The following is a 19,352-nucleotide window of genomic DNA, read 5'->3' as shown; positions in this document are numbered from 1 at the left end:
AACTAAGAGATGGGAAAACTAAGAGCAGTACATTATATTAATCAGTTCTTTGCTGGTATAGGTGGAGAAGAAAAAGCTGATACTAAGCCACATGTGGCAGAAACTTTACCTCCAATAAGTTTACAACTTGATAAATTATTAGGTGAAGATATTGAAATAGTTGGTACAGTAGTGTGCGGAGACAGTTATTTCAATGAAAATATAGATAGTGCAAGTGAAGAAGTTTTAGCAATGATAAAAGGTTTTGAACCACAACTTTTCATAGCTGGGCCTGCATTTAACGCTGGTAGATACGGAGTTGCTGCTGGAACAATAACTAAAGTTGTAAAAGAGGCTTTAAATATACCAGCTTTAACAGGTATGTACATTGAAAATCCAGGTGCAGATATGTTCAAAAAGGATGTTTATGTAGTAGAAACTTCTGATTCTGCAGCAGGTATGAGAAAAGCACTTCCTAAGATAGCTAAACTTGCAATAAAACTTGCTAAAGAAGAAGAAATTGGAACTCCTAAAGAAGAAGGATACATAGCTAGAGGAATAAGAGTTAACTACTTCCATGAAGACAGAGGTTCTAAGAGAGCTGTTGACATGTTAGTTAAGAAAATAAAAGGTGAGCCATTTGAAACTGAATATCCAATGCCAAACTTTGATAGAGTTGACCCAAGTAATCCTGTAAAAGACCTATCAAAATGCAAAATAGCTTTAGTTACTTCTGGTGGTATAGTTCCTAAAGGAAATCCAGATAGAATAGAATCTTCTTCAGCTTCTAAATATGGAACTTATTCTATAGCAGGAGTTATGGATTTAACAGAAGAAACTTATGAAACTGCACATGGTGGATATGACCCAGTATATGCAAACTTAGATGCAGATAGAGTATTACCTGTTGATGTTCTTAGAGATTTAGAAAAAGAAGGTGTAATAGGAAAATTACATGAAACTTTCTATACAACTGTAGGTAATGGTACATCTGTTGCAAACTCTAAAAAATATGCTTCTGAAATTGGAGCAGCATTGGTAGCTGATGGTGTAGATGCAGTAATCTTAACTTCTACATGAGGTACTTGTACTCGTTGCGGTGCAACGATGGTAAAAGAAATAGAAAAAACTGGACTTCCAGTAGTTCACATGTGTACAGTAGTACCTATTTCGTTAACAGTAGGGGCTAACAGAATAGTTCCAACTATAGCAATACCTCATCCACTTGGAAATCCAGCACTTGACCCTACAGAAGAAAAAGCCCTAAGAAGAGGCCTTGTAGAAAAAGCATTAAACGCTTTAACTACAGAAGTAGATGGTCAAACAGTATTTGAAAAATAAAAATAACACACATATATATTATATAGATAAAAATATAAACACACACTAAAAATAAAAAATAACTATACACAAAAAAAATAATATAGATTTCATGAATGGGTAAATGTGAGTTATTCATTCATGAAATCTTAAAAAATACCAAAATACATAAAAAAAGAATAAAATTAAATATACAATAAAATAAAAATGTAATAATTGAAGTCTTTAATGAAATTAAAATTAGGTGTTCATAAAATTTATGGAGGTGCACAAAATGACTTATCCAGTTTTAAAAGGGGCAGGCTATGTACTTATTCATACTCCAGATATGATAGTGCAAAATGGAAGTACTTGTACAGTTGAAAGAGCAACAAATCCAGATTCAGAATTTTTACAAGAAGTAGGTAATCATATAAGAAGTTACGAGGATGTAGTTAACTACATGCCAAATCAAGTTTACATAGGAAACAGAAGACCAGAAGAATTAAGAGATTTACCAATGCCATGGTGTGAACAAAAAGTTGAGGGAACTAGAAATGGTAAATTTGGTGAAATAATGCCTCAAGATGAGTTTATAGCTTTAATGCAAATAAGTGATGCATTTGACTTAGTAAAGTTGTCACAAGAATTTATTGATGAAGTAAAACCAAAAATCGAAAATAACTACCCTGAAATTGCACCATTTGTAGGGAAATTAAAGGGTGATGATATAGAAGAAGGTAAGGAATTAGTAGCAACACACATAGCAGAAGGATTATACCATGATGGAAAATTCGTTGGCTATGTAAAAAGAGCACATGATGTAGATGTTAACTTAAATGCCCATACAATGTTTGAAAATTTAGTAGTAAAAGCATCTGGAGTTTTATCTGCTATTCAAATGCTAAGACATAGCAAAATAGACCCTGCTGAAATAGATTATGTTATTGAGTGTTCAGAAGAAGCTTGTGGAGATATAAACCAAAGAGGTGGAGGAAACTTTGCTAAATCAATAGCTGAAATAGCTGGACTTCAAAACGCAACTGGTTCTGATACAAGAGGATTTTGTGCAGCACCAACACATGCATTAATTCAAGCTGCAGCTTTAGTAAAATCTGGAATACACAAAAATGTAATGGTAGTAGCAGGTGGAGCAAGTGCTAAACTTGGAATGAATGCTAAAGACCACGTTAAAAAAGGTCTTCCTGTACTTGAAGATGTTGTTGGAGGATTTGCAGTACTTGTATCTGAAAATGATGGTGTAAACCCAGTTATAAGAACTGACTTAACAGGTAAGCATACAGTGGGAACTGGTTCTTCACCTCAAGCAGTTATGACAGCACTTATAACTTCAGGTCTTGATAGAGCTAATTTAAAAATAACAGATGTTGATGTATATTCAGTTGAAATGCAAAATCCAGATATAACTAAGCCAGCAGGAGCAGGAGATGTTCCAGAAGCAAACTACAAAATGATAGGTGCACTTGCTGTTAAACGTGGAGACTTAGAGAAGAAAGAATTAAAAGATTTTGTAGCTAATAAAGGATTACCAGGATGGGCACCAACTCAAGGACATATACCATCAGGAGCTCCTTATATAGGATTTTTAATAGATGATTTAACTACAGGAGATAGAAATAGAGCTATGATAGTTGGAAAAGGTAGTTTATTCTTAGGAAGAATGACTAATTTATTTGATGGAGTATCTTTTATAGCTGAAAGAAATACAGGTGTTACTGAAGAGACTTCAGGAATATCTAAAGATGAAATTAAGAAGATAATAGCTGAATCTATGAAAAAACTAGCATTAGATATGTTAGAAGAATAGGGGTGAGGATATGTCAAAAAAAGTAATCGCAGATGTATTCTTAGAAGTAGCTAATGCAATAGAAAGCGGAGAATTTGGCAAAAAAATAAGAATTGGTGTGACTACACTTGGAAGTGAACATGGTGTAGAGAACATGGTTAATGGTGCACACTTAGCAAAATCTAATTTATTTGATATAGTACTTATTGGACCAAAAGTGGAAACTGACCTTGAAGTAGTTGAAGTTAATGATGAAAAAGAAATGCATGGAAAAATGGAAGAATTATTAGACTCAGGATATATAGATGCTTGTGTTACTATGCATTATAATTTTCCAATAGGAGTATCTACAGTAGGTAGAGTAATAACTCCAGCAAAAGGAAAAGAAATGATACTTGCAACAACAACAGGAACAAGTGCTACTAATAGAATAGAAGCAATGGTAAGAAATGCTATTTATGGTATTGCTACAGCCAAATCAATGGGAAATAAATGCCCAAAAGTTGGAATACTTAATGTTGATGGAGCTAGACAAGTTGAAAAAAGTTTAAAAGAGTTAAAAGATAATGGATATGATATAGAATTTGCGGATTCAATTAGAGCAGATGGTGGATGTGTTATGAGAGGTAATGATTTACTTGTAGGTGCACCTGATGTTATGGTTACTGATACATTATCTGGAAATATATTTATGAAAGTATTTTCTTCATATACTACAGGTGGAGACTATGAAGCTCAAGGCTTTGGGTATGGCCCTGGAGTTGGAGAAGACTATGATAGAAGAGTACTTATAGTATCGAGAGCATCAGGTTCTCCAGTAGTAGCCAATGCATTAAAATATGCTTATGATGTTGTAAAGGGAGAAATAAATAATATTGCAAGAAGTGAATTTGCAAAAGTTAAAGGTGCAAAATTTGATGATATTATAGCTTCTCTTACTAAAAAAGAAGTTAAAACTGAAAAAGTAGAAGTTAAAATGCCAGATAAAGAGGTTGTTACTCGTCAAATAGCTGGTGTTGATATAATGGATTTAGAAGATGCAGTATCTGAACTATGGAAAAATGGAATCTATGCTGAAAGTGGTATGGGTTGTACAGGGCCAATAGTTCTTGTAAATGATGCTAAAGGTGATTTAGCTGTTGAAACTTTAATCAAGGCTGGATACACTGCAAAATAAATATAAATTATACATGTAAATGAAGAACATATAGTTATAGTCTTTTAGGCTATAACTATATGTTCTTTTTGTTACTCAACTTATATTATTTTTATTACCAAAGTAAGGATATAAAGATAATTAAATATTTATAAATTATAACTTATAAAACAGAAATATCATGAATTTGTATCATAATAATATTTCTGTTTTATTTGTCGTTACTTATGCTAAGTAAAAAATCAGTGGAAATATATAAATAATATTAATAATATATGAAAAATTTTTAGAAGTAAAGTATCTATAAGATAAAAAATAACATTATTAGTGGTATAATATAATTAAAATAAAAAATATTTTTTGGAGGCAAAATCATGAGTAAAGTAGAAAAAGTAGTAGAATTGTTAGAAGCTAAGGGACTTGATGCATTATACTTAACAAAAAAAACGAATGTAAATTACATAAGTGGCTTTCCTGATGAAGAAGCATATGCAGTTATTTGTAAAGATGGAAATTTTTTAGTTACTGATAGTAGATATATGGAGCTTGCGGAAAATGTTTGTAAAGGTTTTGAAATTGTAAACTGGCATAATTTTGATAGAAGTGTGGCAAAAGCTGTAAAAAGTGTATGTGATAAAGTAGGTATAAAAAAGCTTGGATTTGAAAGAACAAATATCGTATTTGATAAATATGAAGAACTTAAAAATCTAGTTGAACAAGATGGAGGAGAATTGATACCTACAGAAAATATTGTAGAGACTCTTAGATATGTAAAGGACGAAGAAGAAATTAAAAATACAAGGAAAGCTTGTGAAATAGCTGATAAAGCGTTAGAAGAATTGGTTCCACATATAAAAGCTGGAGTTACTGAAATAGAATTAGCTACAAAACTAGAATATTTTATGAAAATGAATGGAGCTCAAAATATAGGATTTGAAACTATATTGATATCAGGAGCAAAAACTTCATTACTTCATGGTAAACCAAGTGACAAGGTTATAGAAAAAGGTGACTTTGTACTTATAGATTATGGAGCCATGTACAATGGATATATTTCTGATACAACTAGAACTTTTATAGTGGGAGAAGCATCTGAAAAACAATTAGAGATTTATAATTTAGTTAGAGAAGCACAAGATGTTGGAGTTGAAAACATGAAGGCTGGTGTACATGCTACAATTCCAGATGCAGAAATAAGAAAAGTTGTTAAGAAATATGAAGATTACTATTATCAAGGGATAGGACATGGGGTTGGAAGAGATGTTCATGAAGAACCTTTTATTGGTAATTATGGTGATAAAATAATAGAAGAAGGATGTATAATAACAATGGAACCAGGTATTTACTTCCCAGGATGGGGAGGAGTTAGAATAGAAGATACTGTTTTAATTACAAAAAATGGACCAGAAAGGTTAACTAAATTCCCTAAAGATTTGATAATTTTAGACAAATAATTTAATTTTTATATAATTTTTTACACAAAATAATATTGTAATCTCACCATTAAGCCTTCTCTACATATCTTAGTAAAGAGGGCTTAATTTTATTATGTGAGGTGATAATATCTATGAATAAAAAACATAAGTTTATGAAAAACATAAAAAAAGCCTGGTATAAAATTAAATTAATAGATAGATGTCTTATAATTGTCATGGCAATACTCATGTTTGAATCTATATACAATTTGTTTGTAAATGAAGTTAATTCACAAGATACTACCACTATTGATGTAGTAGTAAGAACTACTTCAGCAGCGATATTTGGATACTTTTTAAGTGCTAATTTTATAAGTAGAGCTTCAAGAAAAGTTACAAATACGGATGCATATTCAAATGTTTTTATAGATGATAATTCTTCTAATAAAGGTCAAGTACCAAGTCAAAATAATATAATGAATGTGAAAAATACTATTGGATTTGAATTAGAAAGTGACAATTATCAAAATAATGATAAAAAAGTGACTGTTAATAATGGTGAAGAGATTGAAGAAGGAGAAACTAGTGAATTACAAATTGTTATAGCTACTGTGATTTGTGTAGTAGCATTAATAGTACTTTTTATTGTGAGAAATTTTACAACACCAGCAACCGCATCTCTAGGAACTATTTCCCAGATGAGAGATTTTGTATCTGGATGTGTGGGTTTTTTGTTAGGTTGTCCAAGTAAACCTAATTAAAAATATGAGTATTAAAATAGATAAAATTAATATTAAAGGTATCAGTATAATAATATTTAAGTTATGAATGTATATCATTGTAATTCTTTTAAGATAATATATTTTATTGTTATACTGATACTCAAAAATACTTATAATATTTATCAAAATATGTATAATGCTGTATTTACATAATATGTAGAAATATTAATTTATATGAATAGAAGCCATATATTCAATAAAAAGTTTCATACTATGAGATATATATTGATGTTTTCTCCAAAGAACACCAATATTAGCAGTAATTGCACGTTCTAAAGGAATTGAACAGAGATTTTCGGTATTTTGAAATATTTCTTTATATAGTATCGTTGAAGCTAAATCATTTTCTAATAAATAACGAATAGTAGAAAGCTGATTTGAGTGTAAAATTATATTTGGTTTAACCTTCTCAAGTCTTTTTGTAATAATTTTGTAGTGATAAGAACCTTCAGATAGTATGACAAAAGGAATATTTTTCAACATATAGTTTGAAATAATGGACTGTTTTGCTAATTCATTTTTAGGATTTGTAACTAAATATAATTCTGTTTTATAGATTGTTTTTGAATCTATATCATCATAAATATCACTATCAATTATACCAATGCAAAAATCAAGTGTAGATTCTTCAATCATTTTGGCACCAACGAAGGTTGGAACTTCAAAAATTTTAAGCTCAATATCTGGATAAATTACATTAAATCTAGGTAGTATCTTTGAAAGTAAAAAAGTACCTAAAACTGTAGGAATTCCTATTTTAAGAGATGCTTTTCTTTTTTTTCCTAAATCTAGTGCATCACTTTGAAAATCTTCAAATTGTCTCGTGAAATTTTTTGCCTTATCTAAGAAGAGCTTCCCCTCAGGAGTTAAATCTATTTTATTACCTATTCTAAAAAAAAGTTCAAAACCGAGTTCTTTTTCCAATTCTTTAATAGCTAAGGTTATAGATGGTTGAGAAATATGAATACTTTCTGCTGCTTTAGTCATGTTTTTATATTTACAAACAGTCTGGAAATAATATAGATAATTTATGTTCATTGGTTAATAGTTCCTTTCATTTATGTAATTAGTGACAAGTATATAATTAACAACAATATAAGTTTTGTATATTATTGTAAAAAAATAGAATAGTTTTAAACTATCATATCATAAGTTTTTGATATTTTCAATCTATTAAGAATAGTGCTATTATTAAATTAACAAAAGATAACAGCTGACATAATTTAAGTAACAACTATTTGAAACGTAGTTATATCAATGAATATTAAAAATTTAACTATCTAAAAATAATTAGTATTTATGTAATTTAATTGTCAACTAAATTGTAACATAAAAAACTAACATTAGAGAGATGAAATTTTTTTAATCAGAAATGTTAATTTAATAACAAAATATAATTTTGCAAAGTTTGCAAAGAGGGGAGAGATATATTTTTTAATAATTATCGTTAATTTAATAACAAAAAATGAAAGGGAGTGGTTTGGTGAAGTTTGAGTTAATGGATTTTTTAATGAACCCTTTTGTCCTTATGTTTGCTGCTGTAATTACAGGAATATTATTTGGAAAAATTAAATTTGGGAAGTTTAATTTTGGAGTGTCAGGAGCATTATTTACAGGATTATTTATTGGATGGTTTGTGTATAGCTTAGGAAATTCAGTAATAGCAAAAGGAGAGACAACAGCAGGGTATAAGGCAGCAACTATCATGATGGGTAATGGAATTATTTCTTCTGATTTCTTTGATTTTTTTCTAATTATATTTGTTGCAGCAGTTGGTTTATTAGCTGCTAAGGATATGAAAGCCGTACTTAAGAAGTATGGGGCTAGATTTGTAGTTTTAGGAGTTCTTATAACTTTTATAGGAGGCTCTATGACTTATGCAATGACTTTGTTATCAAGTAATAAAGGAAGTAGTGCGTATGAGGTTTCTGGTGTTTATACAGGAGCATTAACAAGTTCACCTGGTCTAGCTGCTGCTTTAGAAACAGCTGGTAAACATGCAGAAGATGTATCAAAAGAGTTTGAGAAAGCATCAATAGAAGATAAAAAAGAAATATTAAAAGTAGTTGACCCAGAGGGAAAATTGGATGTAGCTACAACTACATCACTAACTCAAGAGCAAATAGATAAGTATATCGCATATGCTGAAGCAGGTGTTGGTATAGGGCATGCAGTTGCATATCCTTTTGGAGTATTAATAGTAATTTTAGGAGTAAATTTCCTTCCTAAAATATTTAGAATGGACCTCAGAGAAGAAAGAAGAAAATATGAAAAAGAAATGAAAGAAGCTAGAGATAGTGTTGGTGGTAAAACGATACCAGAAGTTCCATTTAATATAATAACATTTTTCTTAACATGTCTTGCTGGATATTTGGTTGGAGGAATACACGTGTTCATGGGGCCATTAGGATACTTTACATTAGGGGCAACTGGTGGTTCTCTAATTGTATCTCTAGTACTTGGATATGTGGGTAAGATAGGTGTAGTAAATTTCAGAATGGAAGAAAAAGTATTAAATATTCTAAAACAAATAGGGCTAGTATTTTTCTTAGCAATAGTTGGATTAAGATATGGTGGTAAAGTAGTTGATTCAATTATGACATCTGGTATGCATCTAGCTTTAGTAGCCATAGTAGTAGGAATTACAGCTATGATGATTGGATTTTTAGTTGGTAAGTATGTATTCAAACTAAATTGGATTTTACTATCAGGAGCTGTCTGTGGTGGTATGACATCAACACCAGGGCTTGGAGCTGCTGTTGATGCTCTTGATAGCGATGACCCAGCAGCAGGATATGGTGCTACATATCCATTTGCACTGTTAACTAAAGTTATATTGGTTATAGTTTTACACAAACTTCCAATGTAAATAAGACTTTATATGGGGGGATATTTATGAATAATGAAGGAGTATTTGAAGAATTAAGCGAAAGATTAAGAAATAAAAAATTATGTGATTTAATTATGAATGCAGATGAGGCTGCCAAAATTATAAATGATGGGATGGTTGTTGGACTTAGTGGATTTACACCTTCAGGTTACCCAAAAGCAGTACCATTAGCGGTTTCAGAAAGGGCTAAAAGTGGAGAGAAGATAAAATTGACTGTGTATTCAGGAGCATCTTTAGGTCCAGAAGTGGACGGAGCATGGGCAGAAGTAGGTATAATTGAAAGAAGACTTCCTTATCAGACTAATTCAATACTTAGAAACAGTATTAATAAAGGTGATGTCAATTATATAGATATGCATCTAAGTCATTCTACTCAATTTTTAAATTATGGGACTATACCTAAAATAGATGTAGCTATAGTAGAAGCACTTGCAATAACTAAAAATGGGGATATTATACCTACTAGTGGTATAGGAAATTCGCCATCTTTTATAAAAAGTGCAGATAAAGTGATAGTTGAAATAAATCTTGCAAAACCAATGGAAATGGAAGGAATGGCAGATATATATATCACAGAAAATCCTCCAAACAGGAAACCTATAGCAATAAATCATCCTAAAGATAGAATTGGAACAACATATATACCTTGTGGATTAGATAAGATTGCAGGTATAGTAATCACTAATATGCAGGATAAGACACGTCCATTGGGTATTGTAGATGAAGCTTCAAAAAAGATATCAAATAATATTATTGCTTTTCTGAAAGAAGAAGTAAAATCAGGTAGATTGTCAAAAAATTTACTTCCTCTTCAATCTGGTGTAGGAAGTGTAGCAAATGCAGTTTTATATGGACTATGTGAATCTGAGTTTGAAAATTTAACTTGTTATACAGAGGTTGTGCAGGATTCAATGTTGGATTTAATAAGAATGGGTAAAGTCACAATGGCATCAACTACATCCGTAAGTCCATCACCTGAAGGATTAATAAAATTTGAGAATGATATAGATTTCTTTAAAGATAAGATTATATTGAGACCTCAAGAAATTAGTAATAACCCAGAAATAGCTAGGAGAATTGGTGTAATTGCAATGAATACTGCAATTGAGGTTGATATTTACGGAAATGTAAACTCAACTCATATCATGGGGTCGAAGATGATGAATGGAATCGGTGGTTCTGGTGATTTTGCTAGAAATGGAGCAATAACTATATTTAGTACTGAATCAATTGCAAAAAACGGTGATATATCGTCAATAGTACCTATGGTATCTCATGTAGACCACACTGAACATGATGTAATGGTAATTGTAACAGAGCAAGGGTATGCTGATTTAAGAGGTCTTGCACCTAGAGAAAGAGCTGTTAAGATAATAGAAAATTGTGCTCATCCAGATTATAAAGAGCAACTTATGGATTATCTAAATAGAGCATGTCAAAATGGAGCAAAACAAACTCCTCATATATTAGATGAAGCTTTATCATGGCATAGTAAATTTATGAGTACAGGTACAATGAAGAAGTCAGAAACTTTTAAAAGTGCATTATAAAAATATTTAATAAATTGGAGGAATATTAAAAATGGAAAAAGCAGTAGAAAACTTTGAAGATTTAAGCAAAGAATATATTAATGGATACATTGAGAGAGCTAGAAAAGCTCAGAGAGAGTTTGAATGCTATACTCAAGAACAAGTGGATAAAATAGTGAAGATAGTTGGAAAGGTAGTATACTATAACGCTGAATATTTAGCTAAACTTGCAGTAGAAGAAACTGGAATGGGTGTATATGAAGATAAAGTAGCTAAAAATAAAAGCAAAGCGAAAGTTATATACAATAATTTAAAAGATAAGAAATCAGTTGGTATAATTGACATAGATAGAGAAACAGGAATAACAAAGGTTGCTAAACCAATTGGTGTTGTAGCAGCAATAACTCCTTGTACAAATCCAATAGTTACACCTATGAGTAATGCTATGTTTGCATTAAAGGGAAGAAATGCAATTATTATAACACCACATCATAAAGCAATTGGATGTAGTACTAAGACTGTTGATATGATTAATGAAGAATTAGAAAAAATCGGAGCACCAGAAAATCTAATACAAATACTTGACCAACAATCAAGAGAAAATACGAGAAATTTAATTTCATCAGCAGATGTAGTAATTGCTACTGGTGGAATGGGAATGGTAAGAGCTGCATATTCAAGTGGAAAGCCAGCTCTTGGTGTAGGAGCAGGAAATGTCCAATGTATCATAGACAGAGATGTAGATATTAAAGAAGCAGTACCTAAAATCATAGCTGGAAGAATATTTGATAATGGTATAATTTGCTCAGGTGAGCAATCAGTGATAGTAGCAGAAGAAATGTTTGATAAAGTAATGGATGAATTTGAAAGTAACAAAGGCTTTATAGTTAGAGATAAGGCACAAAAAGAAGCTTTTAGAAATGCCATGTTTGTCAATAAATCTATGAATAAAGATGCAGTAGGGCAATCAGTTCATGCAATTGCAAACATTGCAGGTGTTGAAATACCAAAAGATACAAAAATAATAGTGATAGAAGCAGATGGGCCAGGTGAAGAAGACATACTTGCAAAAGAAAAAATGTGTCCAGTTATATCTGCATATAAATATAAAGACTTTGAAGAAGGTGTAGCTATTGCAAAAGCAAATCTAAATGTAGAAGGAAAAGGACATAGTGTATCTATACATTCAAATACAATTAAGAATATAGAATATGCAGGAGAAAATATAGAAGTATCAAGATTTGTAATCAATCAATGTTGTGCTACAAGTGCTGGAGGAAGCTTCTTTAATGGTCTTGCACCTACAAACACTTTAGGTTGTGGTTCTTGGGGAAATAATAGTATTTCTGAAAATCTTGATTACAAACATTTAATTAATATTTCTAGAATTGCTTATTATATGCCAGAAAATGAAGTACCTACAGATGAAGAGCTTTGGGGATAAAATTCAAGTATAAAAAAGTATTCATTCTAAATTAAAATAGAAATATATTTTAATCTAAAATGAATCTAAACTAAAAATGAATTTAATTTAAAAAATTGAGAGATGAACAAAAGAAGGAAGTATTATAAATTAACATAAATAAAAATTATTATAAAAAAGAAGGAGTGGTTTTATTATGGCATTAATGACAGGAGCTCAATATATTGAAAGTTTGAGAAAATTAAATACTAAAGTTTATATGTTTGGTGAAGAGGTTAAAAATTGGGTTGACCATCCAATGATTAGACCATCTATAAATTGTGTAGCAGCTACTTATGATTTGGCACATGACCCAGAATATGCAGATTTAATGACAGTTACTTCAAATATTACAGGAGAAAAAATAAATAGATTTGGTCATCTTCATCAAAGTACTGATGATTTGATAAAAAAAGTTAAAATGCAAAGACTATGTGGTCAAAAAACAGCTTCTTGTTTCCAAAGATGTGTAGGTATGGATGCTTTTAATGCGGTATATTCAACAACATTTGAGTGTGATAAAGCACATGGAACTAATTATCATGATAATTTTGTAAAATACTTAACTTATATACAAGAAAACGATTTAGTAGTTGATGGAGCTATGACTGACCCTAAAGGAGATAGAGCATTATCACCTAGTGCTCAACCTGACCCAGATATGTTTCTTCATATAGTTGAAAGAAGAGAAGATGGAATAGTGGTAAGAGGAGCAAAAGCACATCAAACTGGCTCAATAAATTCACATGAACATCTTATAATGCCTACTATAAGTATGACTGAAGCAGATAAAGACTATGCTGTATCATTTGCAGTTCCTTCAGATGCTGAAGGTGTGTTTATGATTTATGGAAGACAATCTTGTGACACTAGAAAATTAGAAGAGGGAGCAGATGTTGATTTAGGAAATAAGGAGTTTGGAGGACAAGAAGCTCTAGTAGTATTTGATAATGTATTCGTTCCAAATGATAGAATTTTCTTATGTGGAGAGTGGGATTTCTCTGGTATGTTAGTGGAAAGATTTGCTGGATATCATAGACAAAGTTATGGTGGATGTAAAGTTGGAGTAGGTGATGTAATAATAGGAGCAGCAGCTTTAGCAGCTGATTACAATGGAGCAAACAAAGCTTCTCATATAAAAGATAAATTAATAGAAATGACTCACCTTAATGAAAGCTTATATTGTTGTGGTATAGCATGTTCATCAGAAGGACATAAGACAGAGGCTGGAAACTATCAAATAGATTTACTTCTTGCAAATGTATGTAAACAAAATGTAACTAGATTCCCTTATGAAATAGTAAGACTTGCAGAAGATATAGCTGGTGGGCTTATGGTTACTATGCCTTCAGAAAAAGACTTTAAATCAGATGTTAAAGTTGGAACAAGTGGAATGACAATAGGTGAAGTATGTAATAAATATTTTAAAGCTTCTTCAGTAGCTTCAACAGAAGAAAGAATGAGAATATTAAGATTCTTAGAAAATATATGTCTTGGTTCAGCTGCTGTTGGTTATAGAACTGAGTCAATGCATGGAGCAGGTTCACCACAAGCACAAAGAATAATGATTTCAAGACAAGGAAATATAAATCAGAAGAAAGAGTTAGCTAAGACAATTGCAGGAATAAAAAAAGAGAAAGCTCTAAATTTATAAAAAGTTGATATATAAATGGGAAGATATATCGACTTATACTAATTAATGAAAAAATATATCGTATAAGAATAATTATGAAGTAGTAGTTTGAGTTATAAAAAGAGATTTTTAGAAGGAGAATTTACACATGACCTGTGGAGTTAGATTTTGTGGGGGCTGTAACCCTAGATACGAAAGAGGGAAGGCTCTTGCAATAATCAAAGAGCACTTCAATGGTAGAGTAGATTTTAGTGTAGCAGAAGAAGATGTAGAATATGATTTATTACTTATAATTGGAGGATGCACAACTTTATGTGCATCCTACCAACAATATAAAGTTAAAAAATCATATATTAAAATTTGGGATTTTAGTCATATAGAAAGAGCTATAAATATAATAGAATCAGCAATTTGTGAAGCTTAAATAAGAGTTAGATGGGGTGATTTCATTGAATTGGCGAGAATTGTATCAAAGTAAGTTATGTACTGCTACAGACGCTGTAAAGCATATTAAAGATGGGGATACAGTAGTATTTGCACATTGTGTAGGTGAGCCTCCTGTACTAGTAGAGGCTATGATTGAAAATGCAAAACAGTATAAAAACGTTGAGATTAAGCATATGGTAAGTCTAGGGAGTGGTGGATATACTGGCGAGGGAATGGAAACTCACTTTAGAGTAAATCCAATGTTTGTAAGTGGAAATGTAAGAAAGGCAATCGAAAATGGAGATGGAGATTTTACTCCTGCATTCTTTCATGAAGTACCAAAATTAATTAGAGAAAAAAGATTAAAATGTGATGTTGTTTTAGCACAGGTAACTCCACCAGATGAACATGGGTATTGTAGTCTAGGGACATCAGTTGACTATACCTACGAAGCTATTAAAACTGCTAAAACAGTAATTGTTCAAGTAAATGACCAATTTCCTAGAACTTATGGTGAAGTAGTTCATATATCAGAGTTTGATTATATAGTTGAAAAGTCACAACCTTTATATGAACTGCAACCTGCTAAGATAGGAGAAGTAGAAGAAGCAATAGGTAAAAATTGTGCTTCTCTAATTGAAGATGGTTCTACTTTACAACTTGGAATTGGTGGAATTCCAGATGCAGTTATGCTATTTTTAACAGATAAAAAAGATTTAGGAATTCATTCAGAAATGATTTCAGATGGAACCTTAGCTCTCTATGAAAAAGGTGTTATAAATGGTAAATATAAAAATTTTGATAAAGAAAAAATGACAGTTACATTTTTAATGGGAACTAAAAAATTATATGATTTTGCTAATAATAACCCAGTAGTTGAAGTAAAGCCTGTAGATTATGTAAATCATCCAGCAGTTATAATGAAACAACATAAAATGGTTTCTATAAATTCTGCTATACAAGTTGATTTGATGGGACAGGTAGTTGCAGAGGCAATGGGTCTTAGACAATTTAGTGGAGTTGGAGGTCAAGTTGACTTCATACGTGGAGTATCTATGGGAGAAGATGGAAAGGCAATTATAGCCATGCCTTCAATAACGACAAAAAAAGATGGTACAGTAATTTCAAAAATTGTTTCAATTGTTGATGAAGGTGCTCCTATAACAACATCTAGAAATGATATTGACTATGTCGTAACAGAGTATGGTATAGCAGAACTAAAAGGGAAATCTCTTAGAGAAAGGGCAAGAAATTTAATCAATATTGCTCATCCAAGTGTAAGAGAAAATCTAGCATTAGAGTTTGAAAAAAGATTTAAGGAGAAATATTAATAGTAGAGGGGTGTTAAGAATGGAAGCACTTAGAGTAGTTCCAAAAATATTTTATTTTGATACATTTAAAGAATTCAACGAAGAATTTAAAATAGGAAAAAATGATTTAGTAATTACAAATGAATTTATATATGAACCATATATGAAACCTCTTGGAATAGATACCAATCTAATTTTCCAAGAAAAATTTGGAACAGGTGAACCATCTGATGAAATGATAGATTCTATGACAAAAGAAATGAAGAAATACAATTTCGATAGAATTATCGCCTTTGGAGGAGGTACAATAGTTGATATATGCAAGATATTAGCACTTGATGTTCCAGAGAAGTCTATTGATTTATTTGAAGGAGAAGTAGCACCTAAAAAAGTAAAAGAATTGGTGGTAGTTCCTACAACATGTGGTACAGGAAGTGAAGTAACAAATGTAGCCATTGCAGAGTTAAAATCTAAGCATACTAAAAAGGGTCTTGCAGTAGAAGAAACTTATGCAGATTATGCAGTATTAATTCCAGAATCAGTAAAAGGATTGCCTTATAAATTTTTTGTAACAAGCTCAGTGGACGCTCTTATACATGCTATTGAGTCTTATCTATCTCCAAAGGCAAGTCCATTTACAGAAATATATTCTTTACAGGCTATAAAAATGATTATGGATGGATATAAAAAGATTGTGGCTAAAGGAGAAGAAGAGAGATTCAATCATCTTAAGGACTTTGTACTTGCATCAAACTATGCAGGAATTGCTTTTGGAAATGCTGGTTGTGCAGCAGTGCATGCTTTATCTTATTCGATAGGTGCAGCTTTCCATGTTGCACATGGTGAAGCAAATTATCAGTTCTTTACTGAAGTATTTAAGATGTACTCTAGAAAAAATCCTAATGGAAAGATTACACAATGTACAAAAATTTTAGCAGATGCTCTTGAATGTGACCCTAATTGTGATGTTTATGGAGAATTAGAGAAATTCTTAAACAAATTAATAGCTAAGAAATCTTTAAGAGAATATGGAATGGTGGAAAGTCAGATAGATGAATTTACTGATAGCACAATAGCAAATCAACAGAGATTACTTGCCAATAATTATGTAGAACTTAGTAGAGAAGAAATAAGAGAGATATTTGCAAATCTTTATTGATACAATTTTTTATTTATATTAAGTATAGATGATATAAATAATGATAATTATATAAATATAAAAAGTAAGAGGACTTAAATTTACTTAAAATTAAGTTCTCTTATTTTTGTATAGCATTAAATGTAAGTACATTTTTAGTTAGAAAATGTACTTACATTTAAGTCTATTACCTTATTTGAAATAATTTGTAGAATTTCAAATTCCTTGACAGTAATAAGTAAGTAATTGTATAATCAAACTGAAATATAATAATAATATTAGTAAAAATGAAAGGATATAAATCATGTATAAACCAGAGAATTTTTCTAAAAAATCTGTATTAATAAATTCGTTTTTAAGTAAATTTTTAAAGATAGTTGGATGGGGTTTAGTAGGTTTATTCACACTATCAGCTTTAGTATTGTCAACTATTTCAATTATAATTGGGTGGGCAGTTATACTTCCTATTCAAGTATGTGCTTTATTTTTAATAATAGGTGGAGTTTGCATTTTTAAAGGTAAAAGATTAGGAGACCAAATTTCTCGTTACAAAAAATACTGTACAATCATAAGTAATAAAAATATTATTCCAGTAGAACTTATTGCAGAAAGCACATCTAAATCATTAAAATTTATAATAAAAGATGTGCAAAAGATGATAGATAAAAATTACTTTATAAATACTTATATTGATAAAAGAAACAATCAAATTGTCTTGACAAATGAAGATGGAATTCCACCAGTGTATGAAGATGTAGTGTGTGAAGTTGAAGAAGATGAAGTTGAGAATAGTAATGAAGTTGATATGATTATTAAAAAGGGAATGGACTATTTGAGACAAATAAAAGAAGCTAATGAAAATATTAAATCAGAATCAATGTGCAGCAAAATTGTACAAGTAGAAGATGTTACGAGTAAAATATTTGATGTTGTAAAACATGACCCATCAAAACTTACTCAGATACAAAAATTTATGGATTATTATATTCCAACTACTTTGAAGCTTTTAAATTCATATCATACATTGGAAGAACAAGGCATAGACAGAGAAAATATAACAACAACTATGGAGAGTATTGAAAGTACAATGAGTACAATTGTAGTGGCTTTTGAGAACCAACTGGATTCTCTATTTGAGGATGAAGCTATTGACATATCTACAGATATTACTGTCTTAGAAAATATGTTAGTTCAAGAGGGATTAACAGGTGGAAAGTTTTAACTGTAATATAAAAAATATTCTGTTATTTTTGAACAGTTAATTAGTTATAAAGGATAAAAATGTGCAAGATATAAGTATATAATTAGTACTTTATGAAGGAAGAGGAGAGAAGTATAGGATGAATAATTTAGATGATATACCAGTTATGCCAACACTGACACTTGACCCATTTGGTGAAGAAACAAAAACAAATGATATAAATAATTCTGACCTATTAATGAAAAAGAATGAAAAAGACCCAGAAGAAGAAAAACTATCAGAAGCTGAACGTAAAATGGTAAAAGAGTTTGCAGAAAAAATAGATATTACAAATACAAATATGATTTTGCAATATGGAGCTGGGGCTCAAAAAAAGGTAGCAGGATTTTCGGAAACCGCTTTAAAGAGTGTTAAAACTAGAGATTTAGGCGAAGTTGGTGATATGCTTACAAATCTAGTTACTGATTTAAAATCATTTTCAGCTGATGAAAAAGAACAAGGTGGTTTTTTAGGGATTTTTAAAAAGGCAAATAATAAAATTTCAAATTTAAAAACTAAGTATGATAGTGCAGAAGTAAATGTAGACAAAGTAAGTAAAGAACTTCAAAAGCATCAAGTTAAAATATTGAAAGACATAGCAATGCTTGATAAAATGTATGAATTAAACTTAGCTTATTCAAAAGAGCTTACAATGTATATTATAGCAGGGAAACAAAGGCTAAAAGATATGAAAGAACTTGAGATGCCAAAATTAAGAGAAAAAGCAAGTCTGTCTGGTTCAACAGAAGATGCTCAATCTGTAAATGATATGGTTTCACTTTGTGACAGATTTGAAAAGAAGATTCATGACTTAGAATTAACTAGAATGGTGTCACTTCAAATGGCTCCACAGATAAGATTGGTTCAAAATAGCAATAATCTAATGGCAGAAAAAATTCAATCTACTATAGTAAATACTATTCCATTATGGAAAAATCAAATAGTACTTGCTCTTGGAATATCTCATTTGAATCAAGCTATGAAAGCACAACGTGAAGTTAGTAACATGACAAATGAACTTCTACTAAAGAATGCAGAAACATTGAAAATGGGAACAATAGAAACAGCTAAAGAATCAGAAAGAGGCATTGTAGATATAGATACAATTAAGAAAACTAATCAATCTTTAATATCAACTATTGATGAAGTAGTTAAGATACAAAATGATGGTAGAATAAAGAGACAAGAAGCAGAAGTTGAATTATCAAAAATAGAAAGTGAACTAAAAAGTAAGCTTCTTGAATTTACAGTTAAATAATAACTTATAAATAATAACTTATATTAAA

At 30.6% G+C, this 19,352-nt stretch carries 15 protein-coding genes; 14 read left to right on the top strand and 1 reads right to left on the bottom strand.

Going from position 1 to position 19,352, the window contains the following annotated elements; translation table 11 throughout:
- Nucleotides 1-9: 9 nt before the first annotated feature.
- From grdB to KGF41_RS00710, 5 genes are all read left to right on the top strand, one after another.
- Entirely contained in the window at nt 10-1,320 is a 1,311-nt protein-coding gene (grdB, locus tag KGF41_RS00730; RefSeq protein WP_227829255.1) for a glycine reductase complex selenoprotein B, read from the top strand.
- 253 nt (nt 1,321-1,573) lie between these two features.
- Nucleotides 1,574-3,106: a glycine/sarcosine/betaine reductase complex component C subunit beta gene (gene grdC / locus KGF41_RS00725; protein ID WP_227847085.1), complete on the top strand. Its 1,533-nt coding sequence runs from the start codon at nt 1,574-1,576 to the stop codon at nt 3,104-3,106.
- 10 nt (nt 3,107-3,116) lie between these two features.
- Entirely contained in the window at nt 3,117-4,262 is a 1,146-nt protein-coding gene (gene grdD / locus KGF41_RS00720) for a glycine/sarcosine/betaine reductase complex component C subunit alpha (protein ID WP_227829253.1), read from the top strand.
- Between the two features lie 353 nt (nt 4,263-4,615).
- Nucleotides 4,616-5,695: a M24 family metallopeptidase gene (locus KGF41_RS00715; protein ID WP_227856262.1), complete on the top strand. Its 1,080-nt coding sequence runs from the start codon at nt 4,616-4,618 to the stop codon at nt 5,693-5,695.
- A 113-nt stretch (nt 5,696-5,808) separates the two neighbouring features.
- Nucleotides 5,809-6,417 carry a hypothetical protein gene (locus KGF41_RS00710; RefSeq protein WP_227842190.1) on the top strand — a complete coding sequence of 203 codons (609 nt, stop codon included), beginning with the start codon at nt 5,809-5,811 and terminating at the stop codon, nt 6,415-6,417.
- Between the two features lie 186 nt (nt 6,418-6,603).
- Here KGF41_RS00710 and KGF41_RS00705 read toward each other — a convergent pair whose 3' ends face one another.
- Entirely contained in the window at nt 6,604-7,476 is an 873-nt protein-coding gene (locus tag KGF41_RS00705) for a LysR family transcriptional regulator (protein WP_227829250.1), read from the bottom strand.
- Nucleotides 7,477-7,903: 427 nt separating this feature from the next.
- Between KGF41_RS00705 and KGF41_RS00700 the strand changes: the two genes are divergently transcribed.
- From KGF41_RS00700 to KGF41_RS00660, 9 genes are all read left to right on the top strand, one after another.
- On the top strand, nt 7,904-9,307 hold the full coding sequence (locus tag KGF41_RS00700; RefSeq protein ID WP_227829249.1) for a hypothetical protein: 1,404 nt from the start codon (nt 7,904-7,906) through the stop codon (nt 9,305-9,307).
- A gap of 26 nt (nt 9,308-9,333) precedes the next feature.
- Entirely contained in the window at nt 9,334-10,878 is a 1,545-nt protein-coding gene (locus tag KGF41_RS00695; RefSeq protein WP_227839259.1) for an acetyl-CoA hydrolase/transferase family protein, read from the top strand.
- Nucleotides 10,879-10,909: 31 nt separating this feature from the next.
- Nucleotides 10,910-12,301, top strand: a complete 1,392-nt coding sequence (locus KGF41_RS00690) for an aldehyde dehydrogenase family protein (RefSeq protein WP_227829247.1) — start codon at nt 10,910-10,912, stop codon at nt 12,299-12,301.
- Between the two features lie 175 nt (nt 12,302-12,476).
- Nucleotides 12,477-13,973 carry a 4-hydroxyphenylacetate 3-hydroxylase family protein gene (abfD, locus tag KGF41_RS00685; RefSeq protein ID WP_227829246.1) on the top strand — a complete coding sequence of 499 codons (1,497 nt, stop codon included), beginning with the start codon at nt 12,477-12,479 and terminating at the stop codon, nt 13,971-13,973.
- 127 nt (nt 13,974-14,100) lie between these two features.
- Nucleotides 14,101-14,376: a hypothetical protein gene (locus KGF41_RS00680; RefSeq protein ID WP_227432694.1), complete on the top strand. Its 276-nt coding sequence runs from the start codon at nt 14,101-14,103 to the stop codon at nt 14,374-14,376.
- Nucleotides 14,377-14,401: 25 nt separating this feature from the next.
- A complete protein-coding gene (locus tag KGF41_RS00675; RefSeq protein ID WP_227829245.1) occupies nt 14,402-15,709 on the top strand; it encodes an acetyl-CoA hydrolase/transferase C-terminal domain-containing protein in 1,308 nt (435 codons plus the stop codon).
- Nucleotides 15,710-15,728: 19 nt separating this feature from the next.
- Complete coding sequence (locus KGF41_RS00670) at nt 15,729-16,847, top strand: 4-hydroxybutyrate dehydrogenase (RefSeq protein WP_227829244.1); 1,119 nt, start codon at nt 15,729-15,731, stop codon at nt 16,845-16,847.
- A gap of 283 nt (nt 16,848-17,130) precedes the next feature.
- Complete coding sequence (locus tag KGF41_RS00665) at nt 17,131-18,048, top strand: 5-bromo-4-chloroindolyl phosphate hydrolysis family protein (RefSeq protein WP_227829243.1); 918 nt, start codon at nt 17,131-17,133, stop codon at nt 18,046-18,048.
- A gap of 118 nt (nt 18,049-18,166) precedes the next feature.
- A complete protein-coding gene (locus tag KGF41_RS00660; RefSeq protein WP_227829242.1) occupies nt 18,167-19,324 on the top strand; it encodes a toxic anion resistance protein in 1,158 nt (385 codons plus the stop codon).
- The last annotated feature ends 28 nt before the right edge of the window (nt 19,325-19,352 follow it).

This window comes from Clostridioides sp. ZZV14-6150 (genome assembly GCF_020657875.1).
In the GTDB taxonomy this organism is placed as follows: domain Bacteria; phylum Bacillota; class Clostridia; order Peptostreptococcales; family Peptostreptococcaceae; genus Clostridioides.
The sequence above is the reverse complement of the archived record's forward strand: the minus strand, read 5'-3'. Positions and strand labels throughout refer to the sequence as shown.

Excerpts from the sequence above, each read along its gene's own strand:
- grdC (WP_227847085.1), top strand. The coding sequence starts at position 1,574 with ATGACTTATCCAGTTTTAAAAGGGGCAGGCTATGTACTTATTCATACT.
- grdD (WP_227829253.1), top strand. The coding sequence starts at position 3,117 with ATGTCAAAAAAAGTAATCGCAGATGTATTCTTAGAAGTAGCTAATGCA.
- KGF41_RS00715 (WP_227856262.1), top strand. The coding sequence starts at position 4,616 with ATGAGTAAAGTAGAAAAAGTAGTAGAATTGTTAGAAGCTAAGGGACTT.
- KGF41_RS00710 (WP_227842190.1), top strand. The coding sequence starts at position 5,809 with ATGAATAAAAAACATAAGTTTATGAAAAACATAAAAAAAGCCTGGTAT.
- KGF41_RS00705 (WP_227829250.1), bottom strand. The coding sequence starts at position 7,476 with ATGAACATAAATTATCTATATTATTTCCAGACTGTTTGTAAATATAAA.
- KGF41_RS00700 (WP_227829249.1), top strand. The coding sequence starts at position 7,904 with ATGAAAGGGAGTGGTTTGGTGAAGTTTGAGTTAATGGATTTTTTAATG.
- KGF41_RS00695 (WP_227839259.1), top strand. The coding sequence starts at position 9,334 with ATGAATAATGAAGGAGTATTTGAAGAATTAAGCGAAAGATTAAGAAAT.
- KGF41_RS00690 (WP_227829247.1), top strand. The coding sequence starts at position 10,910 with ATGGAAAAAGCAGTAGAAAACTTTGAAGATTTAAGCAAAGAATATATT.
- abfD (WP_227829246.1), top strand. The coding sequence starts at position 12,477 with ATGGCATTAATGACAGGAGCTCAATATATTGAAAGTTTGAGAAAATTA.
- KGF41_RS00680 (WP_227432694.1), top strand. The coding sequence starts at position 14,101 with ATGACCTGTGGAGTTAGATTTTGTGGGGGCTGTAACCCTAGATACGAA.
- KGF41_RS00670 (WP_227829244.1), top strand. The coding sequence starts at position 15,729 with ATGGAAGCACTTAGAGTAGTTCCAAAAATATTTTATTTTGATACATTT.
- KGF41_RS00665 (WP_227829243.1), top strand. The coding sequence starts at position 17,131 with ATGTATAAACCAGAGAATTTTTCTAAAAAATCTGTATTAATAAATTCG.
- KGF41_RS00660 (WP_227829242.1), top strand. The coding sequence starts at position 18,167 with ATGAATAATTTAGATGATATACCAGTTATGCCAACACTGACACTTGAC.